Consider the following 21,483-nt stretch of genomic DNA (forward strand, 5'->3'; position numbering starts at 1 on the left):
TGCGACCGCGGGGCCCACACGAAGCCAATTTACTGTTAGGAACACTTATTTATGACTACCTGTTACATCCTATTTTTTGGCAATATTGAAACTTGTCTTAAGACCATACTACTTCAACAGGCATGGGTGCCGCGGGGATTCGGACGGGGAAAATATTTGTAGATAGCTATGGGTCTTCGCCGTGGGAATTAGCTTAAAGAGGCTCAAAATTGTTGCCCTTCAATTGGCCATTTCATTAATGGAACATAGCGCAAGCCTTCTTTACCAGAAACACTTTCAAAAAGAATAATCTCTTTTACTTCCATTGCCGCCATTGGCTGTAAATTAAACTGTTCAAAAAACTCGATATTCCAACCGCTGTTTCGAACTCTGCCCAGGGTTGCATGCGCATTGTATGAACGGGTTTCAACTGGATAACCGAATTGGGCAAGCACTTTTCCAATTATTTCAGCTAAAGCTGCCAGTTTATCGTTGGGTTCAACCTTCAGCGATATGACTCTGGGCTGTGAGCGTTTAGGAAAATAAATAAAATCTCCGAACTCTACAGGAAAAGGTTCTGAATGGAGTTCAAGCGCTAAAGTCTGAGCCAATGCAAAAGTATCCCTGATTTGCATTTGCTGCACGAACTGCAAGGTAATATGGAGATTTTCTTTTGCCGTCCAGCGTATGGATGAATGGGGCGAACAATGTTTGAGCTCTTCTATTAATTGAGCCAGCTTTTCCTGAGCCTGATGTTCTATTTTTATACCAAAGAATGCTCGAAATGAATCCATACCAACTCGATCACTGGATTAGTCTATTAAATTTAAGATAATTTTCTGCCTTTTTCTATACATTGTACTTATTTGTAAGCCTTTTTTATCCACAGAATCTGTGGGTAACTGTGTGTATAGCTTGTCAAAAGCCCTGCATAAATCCGTTTATTTAGTTTTGTTGCCATCGGCAACCCGCACAAAACAATTGCAAAGAGGAAAAATATTAATCTCTATGTTATATTAAATTGTATATCCTTCAACAGGGAATGGGGTATGGAGCTACAGTTGAGTAAGAATCAGCTTCTTTTGGAGGCCTTAGCGACCTTGAAAAAAATGCTCAGGGACGAGCAAGCTTTAGACATCGCAGTTTTTCGTAATGGCCGCGTCAAATCACCTGGTACCAAATCAGGCTGCGAATCGCTTGATGGTTGTGCCTCAATTTCTACATTAAGCCTTTGGGATACCCTGGATCAGAATGGAAAAATACAGGTTGATGCTGCCAAAAATCTGGGCTTCAAGGTTGATCTTGGGAAAGGATCCCTGGAAAGTAATTTGAGTATTGTTGCTAGCGACACACAAATTGACCAACTGTCAGATAAAGAAAAACTGTATATCGATGCCATAGTTTATACCATCAGTGCAGAACTACAGACCCCGGAACGGCGCATCGCAGCAACAAAGCCCGGTCCGTTTCAGGAATTCTTTGATATAAGATCATTAATCAGGGAAGCCCTCTTCGGTCTGAACCTGACATGTTTCACTAATAATACAGAAGTCCTGGAGAAGGATATTGATGAGCGGATGTCTACACTCAGTACTAGCCCCGATGAGCAATACTCTGCAGAGTATGACCCGGATGATTTGAAGTTTTTCGAAAAAGAGGATCTCAATTATCAGGAAATACTGGCGTTTGTGAATCAACAGGAGCTGAGACGGAAAGAGATCCGTCAGAGGAATCTTCCCAAATTTTCCCAATTGATTGAAGAAGTGACCAGCCTGGCCCGCTCCAGCGATTTTTTGGAAGGCAAAATCCAGATAGACATACTGCTTACTAAATCACGAAGTATTCTGGAACTATGGAAAAGCGCGCAGCCTTCTGAAAAATCAATAACAACCAATCCATTCCCCAAAGAAACCCGTGAGTTGGAAAACCTGTACCATGATCTGGTTATTGATGCGATATATCAAACCTTACAATCCGAAAAAAAGGACGGTGTTAAGCGTCTGATACAGGAATTGAAATCATCCGAGGCAAGCTCTCTTGCCGAACAAACGCTTTCTCACCTGGCTGATCATTTCATTTCACTTTGCGATGGTATGTTTTCATTTGCTTTAGGATCCTTTCTGCATACGAATAGTAAAACCTCTTTGAAAAGTGCTTATAATTTAGCCAGTGCTATATTACCGGAAATTGAGAATAAAGCGCTCAGAAAAAAATTGACAGAGGCCAAAGCGGAGGTCTTTCTGGCCGCGGTGATGCAAACTATCATTACAACCAGCCTTAGTGATACAGGCTGGGCTATCCGGCATAGCCGTTATGAAATCACACTGGATGGAAAGCCCTGCCGCATTCCCAAGCGGGTTTATGATCAATATGAAGCCATTCAGGATTTTATGAATGGCAATAAAACTGCTTCTGAAGCAGCCAGTCAGGTTATGGCAATTGGACAGAAGGATTCATCCAATTTAGTCAGGACTCCGGGGATAATCGTTAAGAGCTATTTTTCTCTATTTAAAGATGTCGATGGCAACAAAACAGAGGAGGAGGTAACGGAGCAGCTGACCTCCAGAAATTCGACATCGTCTTAAGGGGTTCAAATATGAAGCTTTTGCTGTATTATTCCTAACCACAAATGTTATATCCGTCATCCACATAAAGCACCTGTCCCGTGATATGTGCCGCTTTTTCCGACACCAGAAATGCGGCCATGTCGCCTACTGCTTCGATAGTCGCCAACTGATTCAGAGGCGCTTCATTAGCTGCTTTTTCCATTAACTGATCAAAATGGGCGAGCCCGGAAGCCGCGCGTGTCATTATCGGTCCGGGAGAGATAGCATTGACCCTGATTTTTTCCTGGCCTAATTCAATGGCGAGATAACGTACTGTCGATTCCAGAGCCGCCTTGACGGGGCCCATAATATTATAGTTTTTGATCACTTTTTCCGAACCATAGTAGCTCATTGTAATAATTGATCCACCTTCGTTCATCAATGGCTCGGCTGCTCTGGAAAGTCGAATCAGCGAATGGCAGGAAATATCCATCGCCATTAAAAAACCCTCTTTCGTACAATCTACAACCCTGCCCTGCAAATCGGATTTAGGGGCAAATGCGATTGAGTGAATGAGAAAATCAAGCCTTCCCCATTGCGTGTTTATTGCATCAAAAAGAGCTGTCATTTGCTCTTCCTTGCTGACATCAAGCGGCATAAAGACAGACGCGTTAAGCTTCTGGGCGAGCGGTTGAACATAATGTTTGGCTTTTTCATTCTGATAGGTCAGCGCCAATTCAACACCAGCCTCGTGTAATACCTTGGCACAGCCCCAGGCAATTGAGGACTCATTTGTCACCCCCACAATTAATCCCTTCATTTTAATATTCCTTTTTCAGAATAGCCAGGCTATGCAAAACCATTATTTTTTCTTCATTGGCAGAAACCACCAGCTCCGACTTAACAGACAAAAACTGGACATGATTGAGAATCTTTTTTCGAACAAGGCTTGAATTTTCTCCTATACCGCCAGTGAATACAATATGATCAACGCCTCCCATTGAGACTGCCATCATTGCCATATACTGTGCGGTTTTCAAACAGAAAAAATTCAGTGCAAACTGCGCTTTCGGATCCTCGCTTCTTTCAAGCAACTGCACATCATTCGTCCATTCGGATAATCCTTTCAGACCCGATTGATTGTACAATAAGGACTCAACCTCATTAATATCCAGACCAGCATAATTAACCAGATAAGGAATAATGCCCGGATCAATACTGCCGCAGCGAGTCCCCATGGGCAGGCCGTCCAGAGCAGTCAAACCCATGGTTGTATCAATACTTTTCCCAGCCAACAATGCACAAAGGCTGGCACCATTGCCCAAATGTGCAGCAATTATACGTCCTTTAATCAAATCCCTATGGTGTTTGTTGAGGTAATAACTGATCCATTCAAAGGACAAGCCATGAAATCCGTAACGACGAACACCTGCCTGACGGATTGTTTTGGGTAAAGCATACTCGGTAAACAATGGCGCATGCCCTGCATGAAAAGCGGTATCAAAACAGCCAATCTGGACCAGGCTTTTGTCCAGCTGCTTGATAAATTCTACTCCGGCAAGATTATGAGGCTGATGCAGTGGAGCCAGAGGGCAAAGTGTATTGAGATAATTGATAACCGCTGGGGTCAGAAGAACCGAATGGTCATAACGCTCGCCGCCATGGACGATACGATGAGCCACAGCAAGGATCTTCCATTTGCACGGATGTTGCTCTATCCAGTTGAAAATGTATTCCAATGCCGCTTGCTGATCGATATCAGTGGAAAGAATTTCGTTAACACGGTTTTCTCCATCAGCCTGGGCAGTGAAGCTTGGCTCACCGCCAATATTAAAAATTTTGCCTTTCACCAATAATTCCAGGGTTTCATCAGCCACAAATAACTGGAATTTCACACTGGAAGAACCTACATTCAGCACAAGGATACTAGCGATTGCCAGACTCATTTAATCCAACCTTTGCTGCGCGCATCGGCTATTTTTACAGCCAGGGCACATGACAGCAGGCGAGTGCGAATAGAATCTGCACGGCTGGTCAGGATAATGGGCACTCTCGCCCCTAAAACTATACCCGCTGCATCGGCATGACCTAAAAATGTAAGCTGCTTGGAAAGCAAATTTCCTGACTCAATGTCAGGAACTACTAAAATATCAGCCTCGCCAGCGACTTGGGAGACAATATTTTTTTCAATCGCGGCGGCCTTATTAATTGCATTATCAAAAGCTAAGGGCCCATCGAGAATGCCATCCGTTATTTGTCCCCTCTCAGACATTTTACAGAGGAGCGCCGCATCCACAGTAGCCTGCATTTTTACATTGATGAATTCAGTTGCCACCAATATCGCAACCTTGGGTTTAGCGTCCATTCCATTCAAAACGCGCCATAAATTAATCGCATTTTGGCAAATATCTGCTTTTTCCGCAGCATCTGGCGAAATGTTGATAGCGGCATCGGTAATGATCAGGGTTTTATGGTAGGAAGGAACATCCATGACATAGGCATGGCTTATGCGAAACTTGGTACGCAGATTTGCAGAAGAAGGCACAATAGCGCTCAATAGTTCATGTGTAGCCAGAGAGCCTTTCATGATGGCATCTGCTTTACCCTCCGCAGCCAGCTGCACTGCTCTTAAAGCCGCTGCATCGCTATGGGGACAGTCAATAATTTCCCAGCGGCCAGAGTCGATATTCGCCTCAGCTGCTGCTGATTTAATCTTGGCTGCCGGCCCCACCAGAACGGGTTTAATCAAGCCTGCCTTCTCAGCGTCTGAAACAGCCTCAAGGCTGCTAGCCTTAACAGGATGAACAACCAGTGTCCTAATAGGCCCTATTGCCTGGCATGATCGGATAATTGGCTCGAAGCGATCGTGATTATGAATTTCTATGTCAGGTAAACGGGCTCTGGCCACTTTGAGCTTTTTTGTGGGTGCCAAAACCCTGGCCACCCCTTCTACTACAGTCTCCCCCTGCTGGTTTTTCCCCATACAATTAAAGACTACAATCGGTTTTTCTTTTTCCTTATCGATTACCGTAATGGTAATAGTGATGGTATCTCCCAGGTGAACTGGTTTTTTAAATTTAAGATCCTGCCCCAGGTAAATAGTGCCAGGACCAGGCAATGCGGTTCCCAAAAGCGCTGAAATTAAACCGCCAGTCCACATGCCATGGCCTACAATACCATGGAATATATCATTTTGTGCAAAATCAGGATCTGTATGGGCCGGGTTTATATCGCCGGAAACCGCAGCAAATAATGCGATATCATCAGGAGTCAGCTGACGGCTTAGTTTAGCTTGCTGGCCAATGGTCAATTCGTCAAAGCTTATACTCTCAAGATATTCATCACTCACGGCGTCATCCCTAATGGATTCCCGCCTGAGCGGGAATGGAAAGTCTGATATTTAGAACCGATAACTTATTTTTTTTTATTATAATAAGCTGGCTTAGAGCGGCTATCTGATGCGAATGTTGCTATCGCTTTGAGAATAAGATTACCAATTTTCGACAAGCCATGTAATACCAATGTTCTGGTTTTCGTTGAATACGTCTTCATAAAGCACTTCCTATGCTAACAAATTTAATCCATTAATTTTTTAATTATTGTCCCGCATCTTAATGATATAATTTAAACGAAATTGATACAATATTTATGATAAAAAACGTATTTTTTCCAGCCCCAATAACTATGGGTTTGCACTGATAACCTGCCTTGTTAATTTCTTTCCTTAGTAATTCAGCGGCTCCGACTTTGTAAAAAATCCTTGTCTCAAAGTCGAGGCCTGGGGATAAATCGACATAGGCATGACTCGGTCGGGCATAGCAGTATATGCAGCCATGTTCACATCCCCGATAAGGGTTAATTGACTGCTCAAAACCGATATCAGGAGATTGATTACGGCTGATAATTGTCCGGGCTGACTCAGGATAAAGAAAAGTTTCAAGCGGAGGCAAAGCCTCCAGCTCTCTCTCCCAGCCATCGTCAAAGGATTCGTGGCTGATTTTTTCGAAACGCCCTTGCGGATTAGAGAGTGCGCCGCGATTTTTAATTGTCAGTTCAGAACTCATGATCCGTTACAAGTGATTACTCGAGTACATATTTTAACCATTGTAACGCCGATTAGCGCAAAGCATCAAGTTCTTACTCATTTGAGTATACAAAGCAATTAGAATAATTTATAATCAATTATTTTAAAAAATGCACTGGAATTTGAATGTTCACTAATGCCAAATATCTAAACAGCCTGTCTCTCACCGACTCAAACACCTACCCCCAAGTGAAGGCCCTGTTATTGGATGAGCTGGGATTAATTAACTTTACTCCGCTAATGCCACCCGACAGCCTTGCTGAAATAAATAATAACGTTCAGACCCGCCTTAAGTTGAAGTTTGAGCTGTTGGATCTAAGCAATGCCGCAATTCTGTATGCCATCGCCCAGCGGGAAGGCCGGCAAATCGGTGTGGGGGAGTTCACTGGCGAAGCTGTGATCAATGCACTGATGAAGCACATGAATTTTGCCATTCAAAACAAGCGGGAGGTCGCATTGGAAATTTGCCGCAGTTGGCAGAATGTCGCCCGCACAATTATGGAAAATACAGCCCATAAATCAACAAAGCCTGCTCCAGGATTATTCTCACGAATATTCGGCAAGCCAGCCTCCCCTGACGCTCCCCAGGCTCTGCTTCCCATTGCCCAATTTGATGACTGGCTAAATAAAATTGCTTCCTGCAGCTTGCAGGCTTTTTTTGAAGAGGTGAATGCCAGGAAAGCCAGAAATGAAAAACAAAATAGCGGTTGGGAACTATTTATCACTGATAGACTTCCTGAAGAAAAAGATATGCAGGACAATACCGTATATCTTTTTATAAATCATGCACAGCATGTTCAATATGGCTGGAAAGCAAATACTAAATGCGAATGGTTTGAATTGAGCTCAGGTTTTAGCGATTTTACCCGCCACTTCAGCAAGGTAACCATCGCGGTGGTCAACTTCCGGAAACTTAAGAGCATACCCGTTCCCGGATATCCTGGATATACAATGGCGCAGGCATTGGTTGCTGCCGGCCAGATTGTTGAGCCCAATACCCTTCGCTTTGAGCGGCTTTTATTTGGTATTCTGTCTACAAAACACCCGGCAATGTGTTTCCCCTGTAAAGATGTGTTAATAAGCGCCCATCAATCATTTCCCTCTTTATTATCCTATCTCCACCTCTTATCCGGTAATTATTTCGGCCAGAGGCTGGCTCGCCCCAATTATGTCATTAATCGCTTAAGCCAACTGCAGAATTATCTGGACATTTATTTTACAGATAAAACCGCGCAAAGCGCTATGGATATGCTGATCAATAAAGAAATTCAGTATATTGGCGGTTCATGGATAACTACTGCACTGCAATTCCTGGAGTTTGAGTTTAATTCCTTGCCGGAAAAACCAAACACCTTACCGGGTTCAAAAATTGAATTGTTTTCAATGGATGAGGTCAATAAAGCATTTGATGAACTTCTTAAAAACCCCGGCAAAATAAGCGACAAAGCCCTGGCTGAGTATTTTGAAAATGCAACCAAGCTGCTGCTAGGCAACAAGCAAGCGGTGCGAGCTACGGTCATGCGTGATTTGGATACTTCTTTAGATGAAACTCAAATTTATTCAGGCATTCGCTATGCTTTTCTGTCTGCCGTAAAAAATCTGGGTTTATCTATCAGGCCCGAAGCCAGATTAGGCTTCCAGACCGAACAAACAAACTATGATTATGATCTTAGCGGCCGGCTTAAAAACCTGCTTTTTCCTTTTAATATTAATTGCGAGAAATCTGATCTATTCGAACATATGATGTGTCGTCTGGCAGGGATTGAAGAGTTCCCTCAACACTGCCAGTTTAGTCCTTTACGAAACAATCAAAGCGACTTTGACTTTCATCACGATTTTTTTCAGCTGGCAATGAGCTTAAGCAGCGACAATATGAGGAAGCTGGAAGCCTTTCTCAACAAAACATATGGAGCCGGCACTGCTCAATATATTGATTTAGCCGTAAGTTCGGAACTCCCTCATTATCTAAAAATTAATTTGTCGACTATGGGAACTGCAATTCTCCCTGACTGGTATACAACTGCAGTCAGTTATCTGGCCATAAAACCCCGTTCGTTAAAAGCTTATCAGACTTTATGCCAATCCAAGGTGATTACACTTGCTACTATAACGGAGAGCATGAGGGCTTTAGCCACAGAACTCGGCTCCCCTGAAGCGTCCGCATTCATTGGTAATTTACTTTTAAAAGCCTTTAATGTTGAAAAACCCATTGAAAAATTGGAAATGCTTCAAAGGACAAACACTGAAGATGCAGTGCTTGATTTGGATTTGCTATTGCCTATTAGTCACGAGGATGCACAGAAGTTAATTTTACAGATTAACATGGAATTTCCTCAGGCAATGGCGATGATCGTACGCAGTAATTTGGATTTACCGAGTAAATACGATACTCTGGTTCAGCAAATTCGCATCGATAAGGAAACGTTTATCAGTAAAGATTTCCAGATGAGGCTGAAAAATGGTCCAAAAAACGAAAAAGCGCCAGAGTTTGAGCCGGAAATTGAAGAGGAACGAAGAGGATGCAGCCTCGAATGGAATTTCTTTTCGCGAAACCAGCCAAAAACGTCAGGAACAACCACTACGAGCGTGAAAAATCCAATGCTTTAGGTATTCTATACGCTGCATTGAATCCCTGTTCAGTGCAGCACTTTAAGATTTCCTCTCTTTATTATCGGAGAGTATTTTTGCTTCCGTCCATAACTCCATTAACTGCTCGAAAGAGAAATGGTTTAGATGATTCAAACCTTTAGCCTTGGCCAACTGCTTTACTGCCAAAAAACGCTGCTCGAACTTATTCAGACTGTTCTCCAACGTTAACTCGGGATCAAAACCGCAGAATAGGCATAGGGATAACACCGCATGCAACAGGTCGCCAATTTCATATTGCAGCAAATCGCTTGCTTCTTCCTGATCAAGGGTTTGATTGACTTCGGCACATTCGCTTTCAATTTGCGCGAGAATTTGCCTGGCATTTTCCCAACGAAAACCAAATTGTGTCGCATCAAGTTCCAGGTTGACTAATTTGTTAAATAAATTCATTGTTCAGGAAAGTAAATCCGCTCTATATTTATTATGAGAGAATACTTATTTATTTCAATTATATCAAATTAAGGTAATCAATGGAAAAGGATATCCTGGACTGTATTATCATTGGGGGAGGTCCTGCCGGACTCACTGCAGGCATTTATCTGGGCCGGTACCGCCGCAAGGCAGTTATTTACGATGCGGGTAATAGCCGGGCTGAAAAAATCCCTCTTTCCCATAATTACCCTGGTTTTCCAAAAGGCCTTTCAGGCCCGGAATTATTAGCCAGATTACAAGCTCAGATCGCTGCTTATGAAGTACCGATCATTCCTGAACCTGTCGACTCGATTAAACAAATAGACGATTATGAATTTCTGGTAAGCACTCAAACATCTGAGCGTTTCGCCAAAAATATCATTTTAGCAACGGGGGTAAAGGATATAGAGCCCCGTCTGGCGGATATTAATGACGGCATTCAAAAGGGATTAATCAGGCATTGCCCGGTTTGTGATGCCTTCGAAGTAATCAATAAAAAAATCGCGGTGGTTGGCTATGGAAAATCCGGCCTGGGTGAAGCACTTTTCCTGCATGATTATACGCCAAATATTTATCTATTGAGCCTGGGGAAAACAGATAGCTGGACAAAGGCTGACTTGAAAAAGATCCGGGAGGCAAATATCACTTTAATTACCGAGGATATTCTGAAAATTGAATTAACCTCTGACTCGGCAAAAATGATCTTTACCAATCAAAAAAAATTGGAAGTCGATTGCCTGTATTCAGCCTTAGGCGCTATTACCAACAACAAACTGGCTAAAGATTTGGGAGTAAAGCTGAAAGAGGATGCCGTGTTGGTGAATAAACACCAGCAAACTTCAGTAAAGGGAGTCTTTGCCACAGGGGATCTGGTCGATGGCCTGAACCAGATCTGTGTTGCAACCAGTCAGGCGGCCATTGCTGCCACAGCAATTCATACTCATTGCCGCGAATTTAAATAAATGCAGCGTTTATGGAAAAATTTAAACGCCTGCATCTTGTCTCCAGTAGCTGCATATATTTTTCCTGCATCTCCTGCGAGAGAAAACTGATAGTAATTAATTTCTGCCATTCGGGTATCGCTTGTTGAAATTCCTGAATCACCCCATCAATTACTTTTTGATTTAGTTTCAAGCGTTCAGCTGCAAAATAGTCAACAATATCCCGTTTAGTTAAATTTTTTTTTCGCCCTCTTATCGGTAAAGCAATTTCTTCTTCTGCGTTTTTTTGAGCAATTGTCGAATTGAGTAGATCATAGGCTGGCGATAAAGATACTTTACTGCCTCTTGTGATAAGGGAAAAATTCTTCAAATGCATATCTTCATTACCAATTAGAAAGTTGAATAATGTCAATTTGAATAATTTGACAAATTCAATCTTGGGAAATGTACAGAAGCTTTCAATAATGGCAGCAACTTTTTCCATGGAACTTTTATATTTTGTATAGCGATCCTCACCTGATAACTGCGCAAAATCTTCCAGAGCCAATTTCTTATTAGCCCCAATTCGGTCAAATCGTTTAATAAAGTAAGTCATACTGTTGTCTTTAGAATAAATCAATCCATGCACGGGTATTTCAAGGCCGACTATTTCCGCCAGACACATTGTGAGGGCTTCATTTTCTGGCAGCTCAGGATAATTCTCACTTTGCGGCTTTAAAATATAACGGCCATTTTGATCGGTTATCTCAAAACGCTCTGCTTTAATTTTCAGTTGTGCACTTAATTTTTTTTGTACACCCTGAATTGACATTTTTCCAACCCGATCCAGCGCTTCTTTCCGCTGTTCTTCAGCACTAAATGCCAGGGGATGAAGATTTTTCAATTGCGGGGAAAGCAGACGCAATCCGCGTTGCGAATAGTTTTCCTGAGCACTTAGAATTTCATAAGTAATGGGACAGCGCTTCATTTGAACTCCTCGATAACAACCGCGCCGACAACATCCTGCCCCACTTTTATTAATTGCCCAAAATAATCATTTCTATCAATTTTATATTTGCGCAATAATGCTTCAAGCATAATGCCTTCCGGCAGCAAGCCCTCAAAAAAAGGGGGAAATTTATCAAATTCATAGCGTTTATTTGCCAAGGGCATGGTGAGAGAAACAGGCGCCCCCTCATAACCAGCATGGTAATTAAACAGATATTTCCCAGTCTCTGATTCCTCTAATATTCCAGCCTCGATGTTATTCACTAATACGCGCGCTTTTCTCATGAATTATTTTCCCTGGGCTTAGGAAAAGGCGGTTCAAACTTTATCCGAATATTTAGAACATCCAGTACTTTTATCAATGTATTTAATTGTACTGTTTCTTTCCCTTTTTCAATATCAAAGATAACGGTCTTACCTACCCCGGCTAAATTGGCCAGATCTTGCTGCGATAACCCGCTTTGTTTGCGGTAATAATGAACCATTTGTGCAATCTCATTAGCAATCATATTATTCATAACTATAAACATATTACTGTTATAGCAGTAATAATGGCTAAATAATATAGTTTCAACCCTATTTAATAAAAAAAACGCGACTAATTACTGCTTTAACAGTAAATTATTTCTTATCTTTGGATTTTTTGGTTCTGAAGTTGAACTATACCGCCATAATTACTGTTATAGCAGTAATACGGTTTTGACTCAGGCAGTAATTTTCTCTAAGCTCAATAGAGACAAATGATTAAGGATAGAAGATGCCAGTAATGCAAGGTAATGGAATCAGAACGTATTATGAAATTCATGGTCAGGGTCAACCGCTGGTGCTAATCGCCGGATATACGGGCGATCATAATTTCTGGAATCTGATGCTGCCGCAATTGGCGGCTCAATTTCAGGTCGTAATTTTTGATAATCGAGGCATTGGCCAAACAACGGATAATGGACAACCCTTTACCCTGGAAACCATGGCGGCGGATGTCATTGCTTTGATCGAAGCACTTGGCCTGTTAAAGCCCCATATTTTGGGTCAGTCCATGGGAGCAGCCATTGCCCAGATTGTAGCGCGGCACTATCTCGACAGCATGGGTAAACTTATTCTGTTAAACGCCGTCTCCCGCTTTAACCCAAGGACCATTAAAACTCTGGAAAGCCTGCTGAGATGCCGTAAGGAAGCGGTGTCCTTTGATCTGTTTGTAGAACTGGCAATGCCCTGGTTTTTTTCCAGCGCTTATCTGGCTAATGAACAGAATATTCTCGCATTTAAAGACGTGCTTCGAAATATTCCTAATCCTCAACCCATTGATGATCAGCAACGTCAATTAAGGGCTTTATCCACCTTTGACTCAACTTCCTGGTTAGGGGAGCTTGCCCTACCCAGTCTGGTTATAGCAGCCGAGGAAGATATTATAACCCTGCCGGAAGAAAGTGAAACATTGGCTAAAACACTGCCCAATGCCATGTTAATGCGAGTGCTGGGTGGGCATTCTAGCCCAGTTGAACAAGCGCAGACGGTTAATGAGCTGATCCTTAAGTTTTGTTAATTACCTGATGGGTTTTTGATTTGAAAATCGTAGGCTGGGCTGTAAAGCCCAGCCGTGGAGCCGCCTAGCAGGAATAACTTCCCGGCTCTTGGTAATGACTGCTTTGAACGTCTCTGTCCGCCTTTCGCTCGGCACGGTTTAATAGGGATTTTTCAAAGTCTTTGCACTGTCTGACAAAAAAATCAGCACGACCTAAGTAAAATTTATTATTGTGAGAATCATTGCTCAGACTGGCAATAAAATTTCTAAACTCTTTGAACTCGCTCTCTGCCTTTACTGGATCTTCTGAAGCTTTTAATTCAATTTGCAGGCTTCCATTGGCAAATTTGACTGTAATAGCCGGATCATGTCTTTTTTCAGTATAAAGTGGAACATCCTCAACAACAGCCCGAAACAATCTGCTGCTGGCATCGCGTTCAACGTAGGCTTTTTTATCGCCGCTGAGAGTTGTTCTGGCTAGAATAGATTGTTGTTCTTCCGCTTTATTTGCACCAAATTTAAATTGATACATGTTACACCTCCAATGATTATCAAAAGCGCAGTTTATACAGGATCTCTGCTCTCAGTTGCAAGCAAGCAAGCGACAATGAGATACTCAAATTATTTGGATTTCTGGGTATCCTCTGTGAAAAAACAAACTTGCTATCTTGCTGTTATTACTCTGATTATCGGCGTTCTTTCAGGCTTGGGCGGGATGAGTATTGCCTTGCTTTTACACTGGATACAGCATATCGCCTATGGGTATAGCCTGCAGCATATCATCAGCCCCGAGAGCTTTTTACAAGGTGTGGAGGCTGCATCGGGCGAACGGCGATTGATTATTCTAATCATTTGCGGCCTGGTTGCCGGGATCGGCTGGGGTCTTCTCTACCGCTTTGGAAAACCGCTGGTTGGCATTGCCAACTCCATTAAGAAAGTACAACCGATGCCGGTCGTTTCAACCGCTATCCATTCGCTTTTGCAGGTCATTACTGTCGCGCTCGGCTCACCCCTTGGCAGGGAAGTTGCCCCTCGTGAGGTAGGCGCCTTGTTTGCCGGATGGATTTCAATCAAATCCGGGCTTGGCAGCGAACAAACCCGAATCATGATTGCCTGCGGGGCAGGCGCGGGCTTGGCTGCAGTTTATAATGTTCCCCTGGGCGGGACCCTGTTTATTGCGGAAGTCTTATTATACAGTCTCGACTGGTCGGTCATACTGCCGGCACTGGTCAGCTGTATCATTGCCGTGGCGGTGTCCTGGATTGGCTTGGGCAATGCACCCCAGTATGATCTTACAGGATTGGTCATTAGTCCGGGGTTGATGGCATGGTCCATTTTAACAGGCCCTGTCTATGGGTTATGCGGTTACTGGTTTAGCAAAATTGCGAATCAATGCCGAAAAGCAGCCAAACACAATTGGCAACTGCCTGTCCTTTGTATTTTAAATTTTAGCCTGATTGGTGTGCTGGCCATTTTCTTCCCGGCATTATTAGGAAATGGAAAAAGTGCAATTCATGTTGAATTCAGTGCAGCTACACTGATGTCGGCCTCAGCGCTTCTGTTTGTATTGCGAGTGCTGACTACCTGGTCCAGTTTGCGTGCGGGTGCAGAGGGTGGTTTGCTCACCCCGTCTATGGCGGCAGGCGCCCTTTTAGGTGGATTTTTAGGCGGCCTCTGGACTCTTTTTTTTCCGGGTATTATTCCCGCCTCGTTCGCAGCGATTGGTGCCACCGCCTTTTTGTCGGCCAGTCAGAAAATGCCCTTGACTGCCATCATTCTTATTTTTGAGTTTACGCAACTGGATTTCAGCTTCATCATGCCCGTTATGTTTGCTGTTGGCGGTTCCCTTGCTATTTGCAAATTATGCATAAATCTTGAATCCAATCCCCGCAGCACCGACCGCAAGCCCCGTGATTGGGGCTGAGAGTCCTCTCTATGACATTCGATAGATCAGCGTGCCCATAATACCATTATCCTGAACATTCGATGCCCATTGGGCAATATAAGAAAGTTTTAACTGCAGATTGTCAGTTTCCGGACGCTGCAATAATAAGCCGGCATCGAGAAGAATAGAGTCGCGCGCAAGCGGGCTGCCGTAAATAGTAAATCCGCTACTGCCGCTATTAAACGCCATTAATGTTTGCGGATCCAGATGATGATTGGCATGCTGCCATCCCAGCATTAAACGCTGTGCGATAATTAGTTTATTATTCATCATCACATTGGATGTTTCGCGCAAGCCCAGCGTCGAATAAAAAAGATTCTCCTGGCCGCGGCCATTCAGTGCCGCAGCACTGCCTGTTTCAAAAAATCGCCTTGATTCCACATTGACATAACTGCCACCAGCAAAAGGTTCCAGTTCAACTCGATTAAGAATTAAAGGATAACCGAGCTCTGCGAACAACTGCGCAGTATCTCCATTCGAATTGGCTTTGACTGCATTGGAAAACCCGGGAAAAACAATATTGCGATGGCTGTGAATATCATGCCAGCTATAGGCCGCGCCGCCACGCAGACTCAAACTCGCCAGACGGCTGCCCGCATAAAGTCCCAGATGGTAGTTATCACTGGATACCCAGGAGTTGCGAGCATAAACCTTTATATCCGAATGGCTGATGCCGCCAATTACACCCATACGCATCGGCAATCCCGAAGCGGTATCGGCTCCCAGAAAAAATCCTCGGGTGGAACGATCGGTTTGCGCGGCATTGCCATTACCCTCAAGCTCACCCCAAGCCCCGAAGCCCTGTCCCCACCAGGTCACACCGGATAAGGATTGATGGCGTTGTTTGGCATCCACCTGCAAACCCTCCCGCGCGGAGGAGGCCTGCTGCAGCCGATTCATGGCTGCATAGCGGAGATAGCGGCTTTCTTCCATAAACGCACCGAGCGTTGACACATGAATTTCACCGGAAAGGCTGTCTAAGGCTTGCGGAGCCAAATACAAGCTCCCCAGATTACTGATGGCATCATATACGGCATTTCCAGCACCCAGGCTCTCAATGCCTTCCGCCGTATTGAATTGATTAACTGTCAATGCCGCAGTTGAAAATCGAAGTCCATTCCGCTCAATATCGAGATAGACATGCTGAGGATCATAAGCCAGGAAAATATTAAGAAAAGGCAAGCTCTCGTTCAGATTGCTATAAGTCCCGATTACACCGCCCTGAGCGGTTAAAATCGTATAACGTGTGCCGGGGGTGTAAATTCCAGGAGCACGCAGCAATACTACCTCTCCTGCAATAGTAGCCGTGCCGCCCACATTAATTAAATCCGACTGGCCGGATGTATTAATTTCCAATTCATAGACAGACCCCGGCAACTGCAGGTAATTTCCAAGGACAGACAAAGTCCCTATTGAATTGCCCGGCGCAATATTTCCGGCAACTACCGCAGTACCCATAGAGCCTGTGCCCTGCAAACGAGCGCCAGCCAGCACCTCAACCTCTCCGGGCAGGCTGCCATCAATCCGTAATACACCCTGATTAACGGTTGTAGATCCAGTATAGGCCTGCTGGCCGCCCAGTGTTAGCTGGCCAGGACCAGTCTTGGTTAAGCCCCCGCATCCATCAAAGACATTGTCAGTAGCAATATTAAAACCATTGGAGTCAATCGCCAGGCCCTGGCAACTTAAGAACAGCTGCCCAGGAAGAAATCCGCTGATAAATGCATTGTTATTCCCATTGGCTCTCAGGATGCCACCATCAAGATGAGTTCCAATAAAAACACTGTTACCGATTAGCTGATTAGTCTGCAACACCCCATTCGCCACAATTTCCAACAAGGCAGGGCCGCCACCCAAAATAGTTTGCTGCATTACATTGACCAGAGCGCCACTCTGGATGCTAAGCGCTCCGGCTGAGTGTTGCCCAATCACCAGGGATAAATTATTCCAGCGCGAACCCTCACCCTGCACAAGTGCCGCGCCAGTAGAACCTGCATTGGCGGCAATGACAGCCTGCTGGTTGCTGACGGTGCCGCCATCCGTTATGAACAGGCTGCCATTTCCACTATCCCCGACAATTAAATTGCCGCGGTTGAACCAATGAGAGTTCTGGCCGAAAATATCTGCTGTACTAACCGAATTGGCCCCGCTTGCAATTACGGCTGATTGGGAAGTGACCAGCCCCCCATCAACAATCGATAAACTGCCATCGGACAATAATCCAATGATTAAACTACCCTTGTTATTCCACTGTGAGCCCTGACCTTCAACCCCCACCACACCCGTTGAACCAAGCTGTGCACCGAGAACTGCCGCCCAGTTGTTAACGACACCACCATCGCAGATGCACAAATCGCCGAATCCCTGGTTTCCAATGACCAGGTTACCGCTGTTATTCCACTGCGTGCCCTGTCCCTGTACATCAATAATGCCTACTGAATTGGCCGTATTAGCAACAACAGTGCTATTCGTATTGACCTGACTGCCATTACTCATGGTGACATCAGCTGTTCCATCATAACCAATCAGCCATTGGCCGTTGATAGTCAGCGAACCCTTATCCATCGATAAGATGCCAAGAGAGCCGGCTAGCAGACCTATTGTTGCATTCCCGGCAGTCACTGCGGCACCGTCCTGAATCGTTAATGTGCCTGTACCAAAACCGCCTATTTCCAAAACTGCAGCATTATTCCACTGCGAGCCGGCACCACTTACAGTGACTGTTCCAGTTGAGCCGGCATTCGTTCCGATGCTGCCAAGAAAATTGCTTACTATTCCGCCGTTAACGATATTAAACGTTCCTTCATTAAGATCGCCGATGAGTAATGAAGTCAGAAAGGCGGTTGAGCTGCTGTTAACTTCAGTCGGGTTGGGAATAATAGTGTCGATAATCGCCGAATCCCCTGCAGCGGGCACGCCCGGTATCCAGTTAAGGGGGTCAAACCAGTCATTGGATACTGAACCAGTCCAATCCACCGCCCAGGAAGCATTGCTGATGCAGAGAGCTGTTAATAAAGGAATGACTTGTTTACACGAAAATAAATAGCAGAATTTTCTTTTGGGGGGTGAGTAGCTCAATTAAAGCTCCATTAAACATCCTTGTTCTCGAACGATAATACTGGAATTCGGCGCTAAGGAAAACAGGCCTGGCCCCTGAAGTTTTTAGTACACTCCAGGAATGTCGTTAACCGCTTTGGCTTGGTCAGCCAGTATGAATTTGGAAACCGCGAACATGTCGCGGTACGTAGTGGGTTGAGGGGATAGAATTTTGGATTAAAAAATACCTATTCTGAACTATCAGATTCCAGCATTTTGAACTCCAGGCCTTCAATTTCCTGCAGGGATTTACCGGCAATGCCCTGTAGATCGCCATACATGCCAACCGTTGCATTCATGACCCGCTCAATTTGTTCACTGCGCTTTGCCCATTGCTTCATGATGGCTTTACGCTCTTTTTCAAGATCAGTCTGCATGGATGAAAAGGCTTCTACGATCGCCTCTACCCGCTGGCGAAAGCGGGAACCTGTCAGATACTGGTAGATCATTTCCATTTTGCTTAGCTGGCCTTCGGACGATTTTCTCGCCAGAGACAACTCTAAAAGAGTCTGGCGGAGAACCGTTGCGACTGGAAAAGCGGCTTTAGGGTGGGTTACCCAAACACCATCAATCAGATCAAAGGTTTCAACTCCATCGGGTAAAGCCTGGCTGACTAAAACCGAAATTTCAGCCTTGGCGCTGCGTTGATCTTCGCGCAGTTTACTCAACCAGCCATCGCTCCAGTTTTTGGTGCGCTTGGACTCCCATAAAATACTGCCGCAAGCCTGTTGGTTACCGCCAAACACACGCTGCAAAACATCGCCGCCAAACTCCCCTTTAGGGACTGGCTCTATTAAATCAAAAGGGAATTTGGTTTGCAGCATGGATTCCAGAATCAATTCCTGTACCTCACCCTGCAATTGCTGCGAGCCCTGTTCGGCTTTTCTCTTCAAGTCTTCAATCTGCTTTTGCATACTGGAAATGGTCTGTTCTTTTTCCCTGATCTTTAACACCAGTCCATCCTCGGCTTCCTGACGCGCTTTGGATCTGACTGACTCTAATCCTTCGTTAATCCGCTTTTCAATGGTTAACTCCATCTCACGCCGATCATCTTCCAATTGACGCTGTTTTTTAATCCATTCAGCCTGCATTTTCTGCGCTTCGGCAAGCTTCTCATCACGGGATTTAAGAATTGTCTGTAATTCTGCGATTTCCTTTTGCCTGTTCTCCAAATCGGAACCCACCAGCAATCTGGCTTTCTGGGCTTCTTCTTCAATAATCCGGGCGCGCTCTTTTTTCAATTGCGTTTCCAGCTCTTCAGCGATCTGTTTTTCCATTTGCTGTTTTTCCTGTAACAGCAGTTTTTCTTTTTGCCTGACCGCTTCTTCCTTGATAAATATTTCCTGATCTTTTTCCAGCAGCTGCTGGTGGAACTGTTTTTTGGTTGTTTCGATCAGCGGGGCCGCCAGCGATTCGGTTAACTTGATCTCGCTTTTACAGGAAGGGCAGCTAATAGTAGGCTCAGTCATAATGATCAGCTTCAGAAAAAAAAACCATTGTAATTGGCAAGTGCTAAAACATCTACTTTTACTTACTGAAATAATTTTTGCTGATTAACCACAAGAATATTCCTGCCTTATACTTTAAAAATGAATGTTGTAAAAATCAAAAATTAATTTTTTGGAGAAATAATCTTGCGCTTGAATACGATGAAGTTAGTGTTTTGGATTGTGCTTTTCGAAGTCATCGGCTTGGCGCTGGGTTTACTCACTCAGGCAAATCTTGAGCCTTGGTATAATAATCTTCATAAATCGTCCCTCACCCCGCCCGGGTTCGTCTTTTCGCTTGTGTGGACCCTTTTATATGCCCTTCTTGCTGTTGTTGCCTGGAGGCTATCAAATCATAGTAAGTTGTCTTCTAAAAGAGTGGCTATGCTTTTTGCTTTACAAATGCTGATGAATTGGGCCTGGACACCACTCTTTTTTGGATTGCACTGGTTAATACCGAGTGCAATCTGGCTTATTGCCTTAACCTGTTTGAATGTAATTTTATTCATTGAAGCGAATAAATCGCAGAAAACGATTGCCTGGTTATTGCTTCCCTACATACTGTGGCTGCTTTTTGCGTCCAATTTGAACCTGGTTATTGCCCTGAATAATTAAATCAGCAGTACTATGCTTGGCAATCGCTTTTAGTTCCTGCAGGGAGAACGAGTATAATTTTCAGTATAATCCTCGTCTTTTTCAGGCGCATTTAAAGCGTCCGCTGCCTTCGCTTCACTTGATAAAAGTGCTGGGAGATTGTTATAGAATTCTAAAAATTTTGCCTGAATTAACGTTAAAGCGTTCCAATCAATATTAATTTTTTCGGGAACATCCATAAAACTAATCTTTTCTTTTGTAAGTACATATAAATCAGCATAGGTCCCTTCATCGCCAACCGATAATCCAGCATTTTCCCGAAGCCTTACACATTGGGTTTTCTGGTTTTCTTCGTCGTACCAGCTTTTATACTTTATACCGTCTTTATATTTTATCGCCCGTACAGTGGGGATAAAGTCTCCTGTTTCCAGGACTTTGGCAAAAGGCCTGTCATGATGGCAATAGACTTGGACAAGAAAAACAGGGTACGCGAATTGCAAATTATTTATTTTTTGGAAGTCAAGTTGCTGGAGGGGCTTTTTCAATTCGTTTATTATTTCATTCAAATCATAAAAAAAAGAAGTATAGATTTGTGATTGAAAAGTATACGTGAGCCCCTCTTTTAGATGAACATCAAGCTGCTTTTCCAGGAGGTCGAGATATTTTGCGCGCAATTCTGGGGCAAGCGATTTCACATGATTCACAATCATTATGCAAAGCTCGATATCCAGACACCATAATGCCAGGCGAAAAGCGCTCGTTAAACCAAACTCTCTCCCGGCGCGATCTGTAATGCAACCATAAAAGCCTAGCGATTCAGGATGAGCCTTTATAATCTTGATAACCTCATCTTTCTCCCCATTTGCTACTTTTTTCAACAATGTTTCAATCGTCAACTTATCGCGGAATTGTTTGGTATATTGATCTATTTGGGAAAAAGCCATCCGATCCTTTGGATCAGTCAACTTTTCTAAAATCAGAGTTGTAACTTCTACCGGCAAGCCCTTGAAAAAGAATAACATTCTCACCCTCAGTTCATATGATTACTTTTTAAACTAGGATACCATAAAATGGCTCACTCATCGCTATCCAAATAAGTCGAATCCCCTCGTTTATTGCCCATAGCTATCTACACAAATATTTTTTTCCCGCTCCGAATCCCCACGGCAGCGACCGTGGGGCCCACATGATGCCTACTCAGGGCATCAGTCTTGTGCCTTTTCACTCTCTATTTATTGGCAA

Annotated in this window: 18 protein-coding genes and 1 pseudogene; 6 read left to right on the forward strand and 13 right to left on the reverse strand. The window is 44.0% G+C overall.

Going from position 1 to position 21,483, the window contains the following annotated elements:
* Nucleotides 1–203: 203 nt before the first annotated feature.
* Complete coding sequence (thpR, locus tag DYH42_RS11935) at nt 204–773, reverse strand: RNA 2',3'-cyclic phosphodiesterase (RefSeq protein WP_058522878.1); 570 nt, start codon at nt 771–773, stop codon at nt 204–206.
* Between the two features lie 267 nt (nt 774–1,040).
* Here thpR and DYH42_RS11940 point away from each other — a divergent pair, with 267 nt between their 5' ends.
* The gene (locus DYH42_RS11940; RefSeq protein ID WP_157062383.1) at nt 1,041–2,564 is read left to right on the forward strand and encodes a hypothetical protein; all 1,524 of its coding nucleotides are present in this window, start codon (nt 1,041–1,043) and stop codon (nt 2,562–2,564) included.
* Nucleotides 2,565–2,598: 34 nt separating this feature from the next.
* Here DYH42_RS11940 and fabI read toward each other — a convergent pair whose 3' ends face one another.
* The 4 genes and pseudogenes from fabI to DYH42_RS11960 form a co-directional block, all read right to left on the reverse strand.
* Complete coding sequence (gene fabI, locus DYH42_RS11945) at nt 2,599–3,345, reverse strand: enoyl-ACP reductase FabI (RefSeq protein ID WP_058522880.1); 747 nt, start codon at nt 3,343–3,345, stop codon at nt 2,599–2,601.
* A gap of 1 nt (nt 3,346) precedes the next feature.
* Nucleotides 3,347–4,471 (reverse strand): acetate/propionate family kinase, encoded by a 1,125-nt coding sequence (locus DYH42_RS11950; protein ID WP_058522881.1) that lies wholly within the window; start codon nt 4,469–4,471, stop codon nt 3,347–3,349.
* Entirely contained in the window at nt 4,468–5,874 is a 1,407-nt protein-coding gene (locus DYH42_RS11955; RefSeq protein WP_058522882.1) for a bifunctional enoyl-CoA hydratase/phosphate acetyltransferase, read from the reverse strand. The genes DYH42_RS11950 and DYH42_RS11955 overlap by 4 nt, the downstream gene beginning before the upstream one ends.
* 307 nt (nt 5,875–6,181) lie before the next feature.
* A pseudogene (locus DYH42_RS11960) lies at nt 6,182–6,589 on the reverse strand (radical SAM family protein); the annotation flags it as partial.
* Nucleotides 6,590–6,735: 146 nt separating this feature from the next.
* On the opposite strand from DYH42_RS11960, the gene DYH42_RS11965 reads away from it, so the two are divergent.
* Nucleotides 6,736–9,216, forward strand: coding sequence for a hypothetical protein (locus tag DYH42_RS11965; RefSeq protein WP_058522883.1), 2,481 nt, complete (start codon nt 6,736–6,738; stop codon nt 9,214–9,216).
* Nucleotides 9,217–9,258: 42 nt separating this feature from the next.
* Here the strand turns inward: DYH42_RS11965 and DYH42_RS11970 are convergent, their stop codons facing one another.
* A complete protein-coding gene (locus DYH42_RS11970; protein WP_058522884.1) occupies nt 9,259–9,648 on the reverse strand; it encodes a MazG nucleotide pyrophosphohydrolase domain-containing protein in 390 nt (129 codons plus the stop codon).
* An 80-nt stretch (nt 9,649–9,728) separates the two neighbouring features.
* On the opposite strand from DYH42_RS11970, the gene DYH42_RS11975 reads away from it, so the two are divergent.
* The gene (locus DYH42_RS11975) at nt 9,729–10,631 is read left to right on the forward strand and encodes an NAD(P)/FAD-dependent oxidoreductase (RefSeq protein WP_058522885.1); all 903 of its coding nucleotides are present in this window, start codon (nt 9,729–9,731) and stop codon (nt 10,629–10,631) included.
* On the opposite strand, the gene DYH42_RS11980 is transcribed toward DYH42_RS11975, so the two are convergent.
* The 3 genes from DYH42_RS11980 to DYH42_RS11990 are packed head-to-tail and all read right to left on the reverse strand — an operon-like array spanning nt 10,624 to nt 12,106.
* On the reverse strand, nt 10,624–11,577 hold the full coding sequence (locus tag DYH42_RS11980; protein ID WP_058522886.1) for a HipA domain-containing protein: 954 nt from the start codon (nt 11,575–11,577) through the stop codon (nt 10,624–10,626). The two genes, DYH42_RS11975 and DYH42_RS11980, sit on opposite strands and share 8 nt — an antisense overlap.
* Entirely contained in the window at nt 11,574–11,882 is a 309-nt protein-coding gene (locus tag DYH42_RS11985; RefSeq protein WP_058522887.1) for a HipA N-terminal domain-containing protein, read from the reverse strand. The genes DYH42_RS11980 and DYH42_RS11985 overlap by 4 nt, the downstream gene beginning before the upstream one ends.
* Nucleotides 11,879–12,106 carry a type II toxin-antitoxin system Y4mF family antitoxin gene (locus DYH42_RS11990; protein ID WP_058522888.1) on the reverse strand — a complete coding sequence of 76 codons (228 nt, stop codon included), beginning with the start codon at nt 12,104–12,106 and terminating at the stop codon, nt 11,879–11,881. Before DYH42_RS11990 ends, DYH42_RS11985 begins: the two co-directional genes overlap by 4 nt.
* 248 nt (nt 12,107–12,354) lie before the next feature.
* On the opposite strand from DYH42_RS11990, the gene DYH42_RS11995 reads away from it, so the two are divergent.
* Entirely contained in the window at nt 12,355–13,140 is a 786-nt protein-coding gene (locus DYH42_RS11995) for an alpha/beta fold hydrolase (protein ID WP_058522889.1), read from the forward strand.
* A gap of 64 nt (nt 13,141–13,204) precedes the next feature.
* On the opposite strand, the gene DYH42_RS12000 is transcribed toward DYH42_RS11995, so the two are convergent.
* Entirely contained in the window at nt 13,205–13,651 is a 447-nt protein-coding gene (locus DYH42_RS12000) for a hypothetical protein (protein WP_058522890.1), read from the reverse strand.
* A gap of 75 nt (nt 13,652–13,726) precedes the next feature.
* Here DYH42_RS12000 and DYH42_RS12005 point away from each other — a divergent pair, with 75 nt between their 5' ends.
* Nucleotides 13,727–15,043: a chloride channel protein gene (locus DYH42_RS12005; protein WP_058522891.1), complete on the forward strand. Its 1,317-nt coding sequence runs from the start codon at nt 13,727–13,729 to the stop codon at nt 15,041–15,043.
* 9 nt (nt 15,044–15,052) lie between these two features.
* Here the strand turns inward: DYH42_RS12005 and DYH42_RS12010 are convergent, their stop codons facing one another.
* Both DYH42_RS12010 and DYH42_RS12015 read right to left on the reverse strand, forming a co-directional pair.
* On the reverse strand, nt 15,053–18,142 hold the full coding sequence (locus DYH42_RS12010; protein ID WP_058522892.1) for an autotransporter outer membrane beta-barrel domain-containing protein: 3,090 nt from the start codon (nt 18,140–18,142) through the stop codon (nt 15,053–15,055).
* Nucleotides 18,143–18,348: 206 nt separating this feature from the next.
* Nucleotides 18,349–19,629 carry a DUF2130 domain-containing protein gene (locus tag DYH42_RS12015; protein ID WP_058522893.1) on the reverse strand — a complete coding sequence of 427 codons (1,281 nt, stop codon included), beginning with the start codon at nt 19,627–19,629 and terminating at the stop codon, nt 18,349–18,351.
* Between the two features lie 180 nt (nt 19,630–19,809).
* On the opposite strand from DYH42_RS12015, the gene DYH42_RS12020 reads away from it, so the two are divergent.
* Nucleotides 19,810–20,262 (forward strand): TspO/MBR family protein, encoded by a 453-nt coding sequence (locus DYH42_RS12020; RefSeq protein WP_172464995.1) that lies wholly within the window; start codon nt 19,810–19,812, stop codon nt 20,260–20,262.
* A 29-nt stretch (nt 20,263–20,291) separates the two neighbouring features.
* On the opposite strand, the gene DYH42_RS12025 is transcribed toward DYH42_RS12020, so the two are convergent.
* On the reverse strand, nt 20,292–21,269 hold the full coding sequence (locus tag DYH42_RS12025; RefSeq protein ID WP_131793047.1) for a hypothetical protein: 978 nt from the start codon (nt 21,267–21,269) through the stop codon (nt 20,292–20,294).
* Between the last annotated feature and the right edge of the window lie 214 nt (nt 21,270–21,483).

This window comes from Legionella birminghamensis, assembly GCF_900452515.1.
Lineage (GTDB): Bacteria > Pseudomonadota > Gammaproteobacteria > Legionellales > Legionellaceae > Legionella_C > Legionella_C birminghamensis.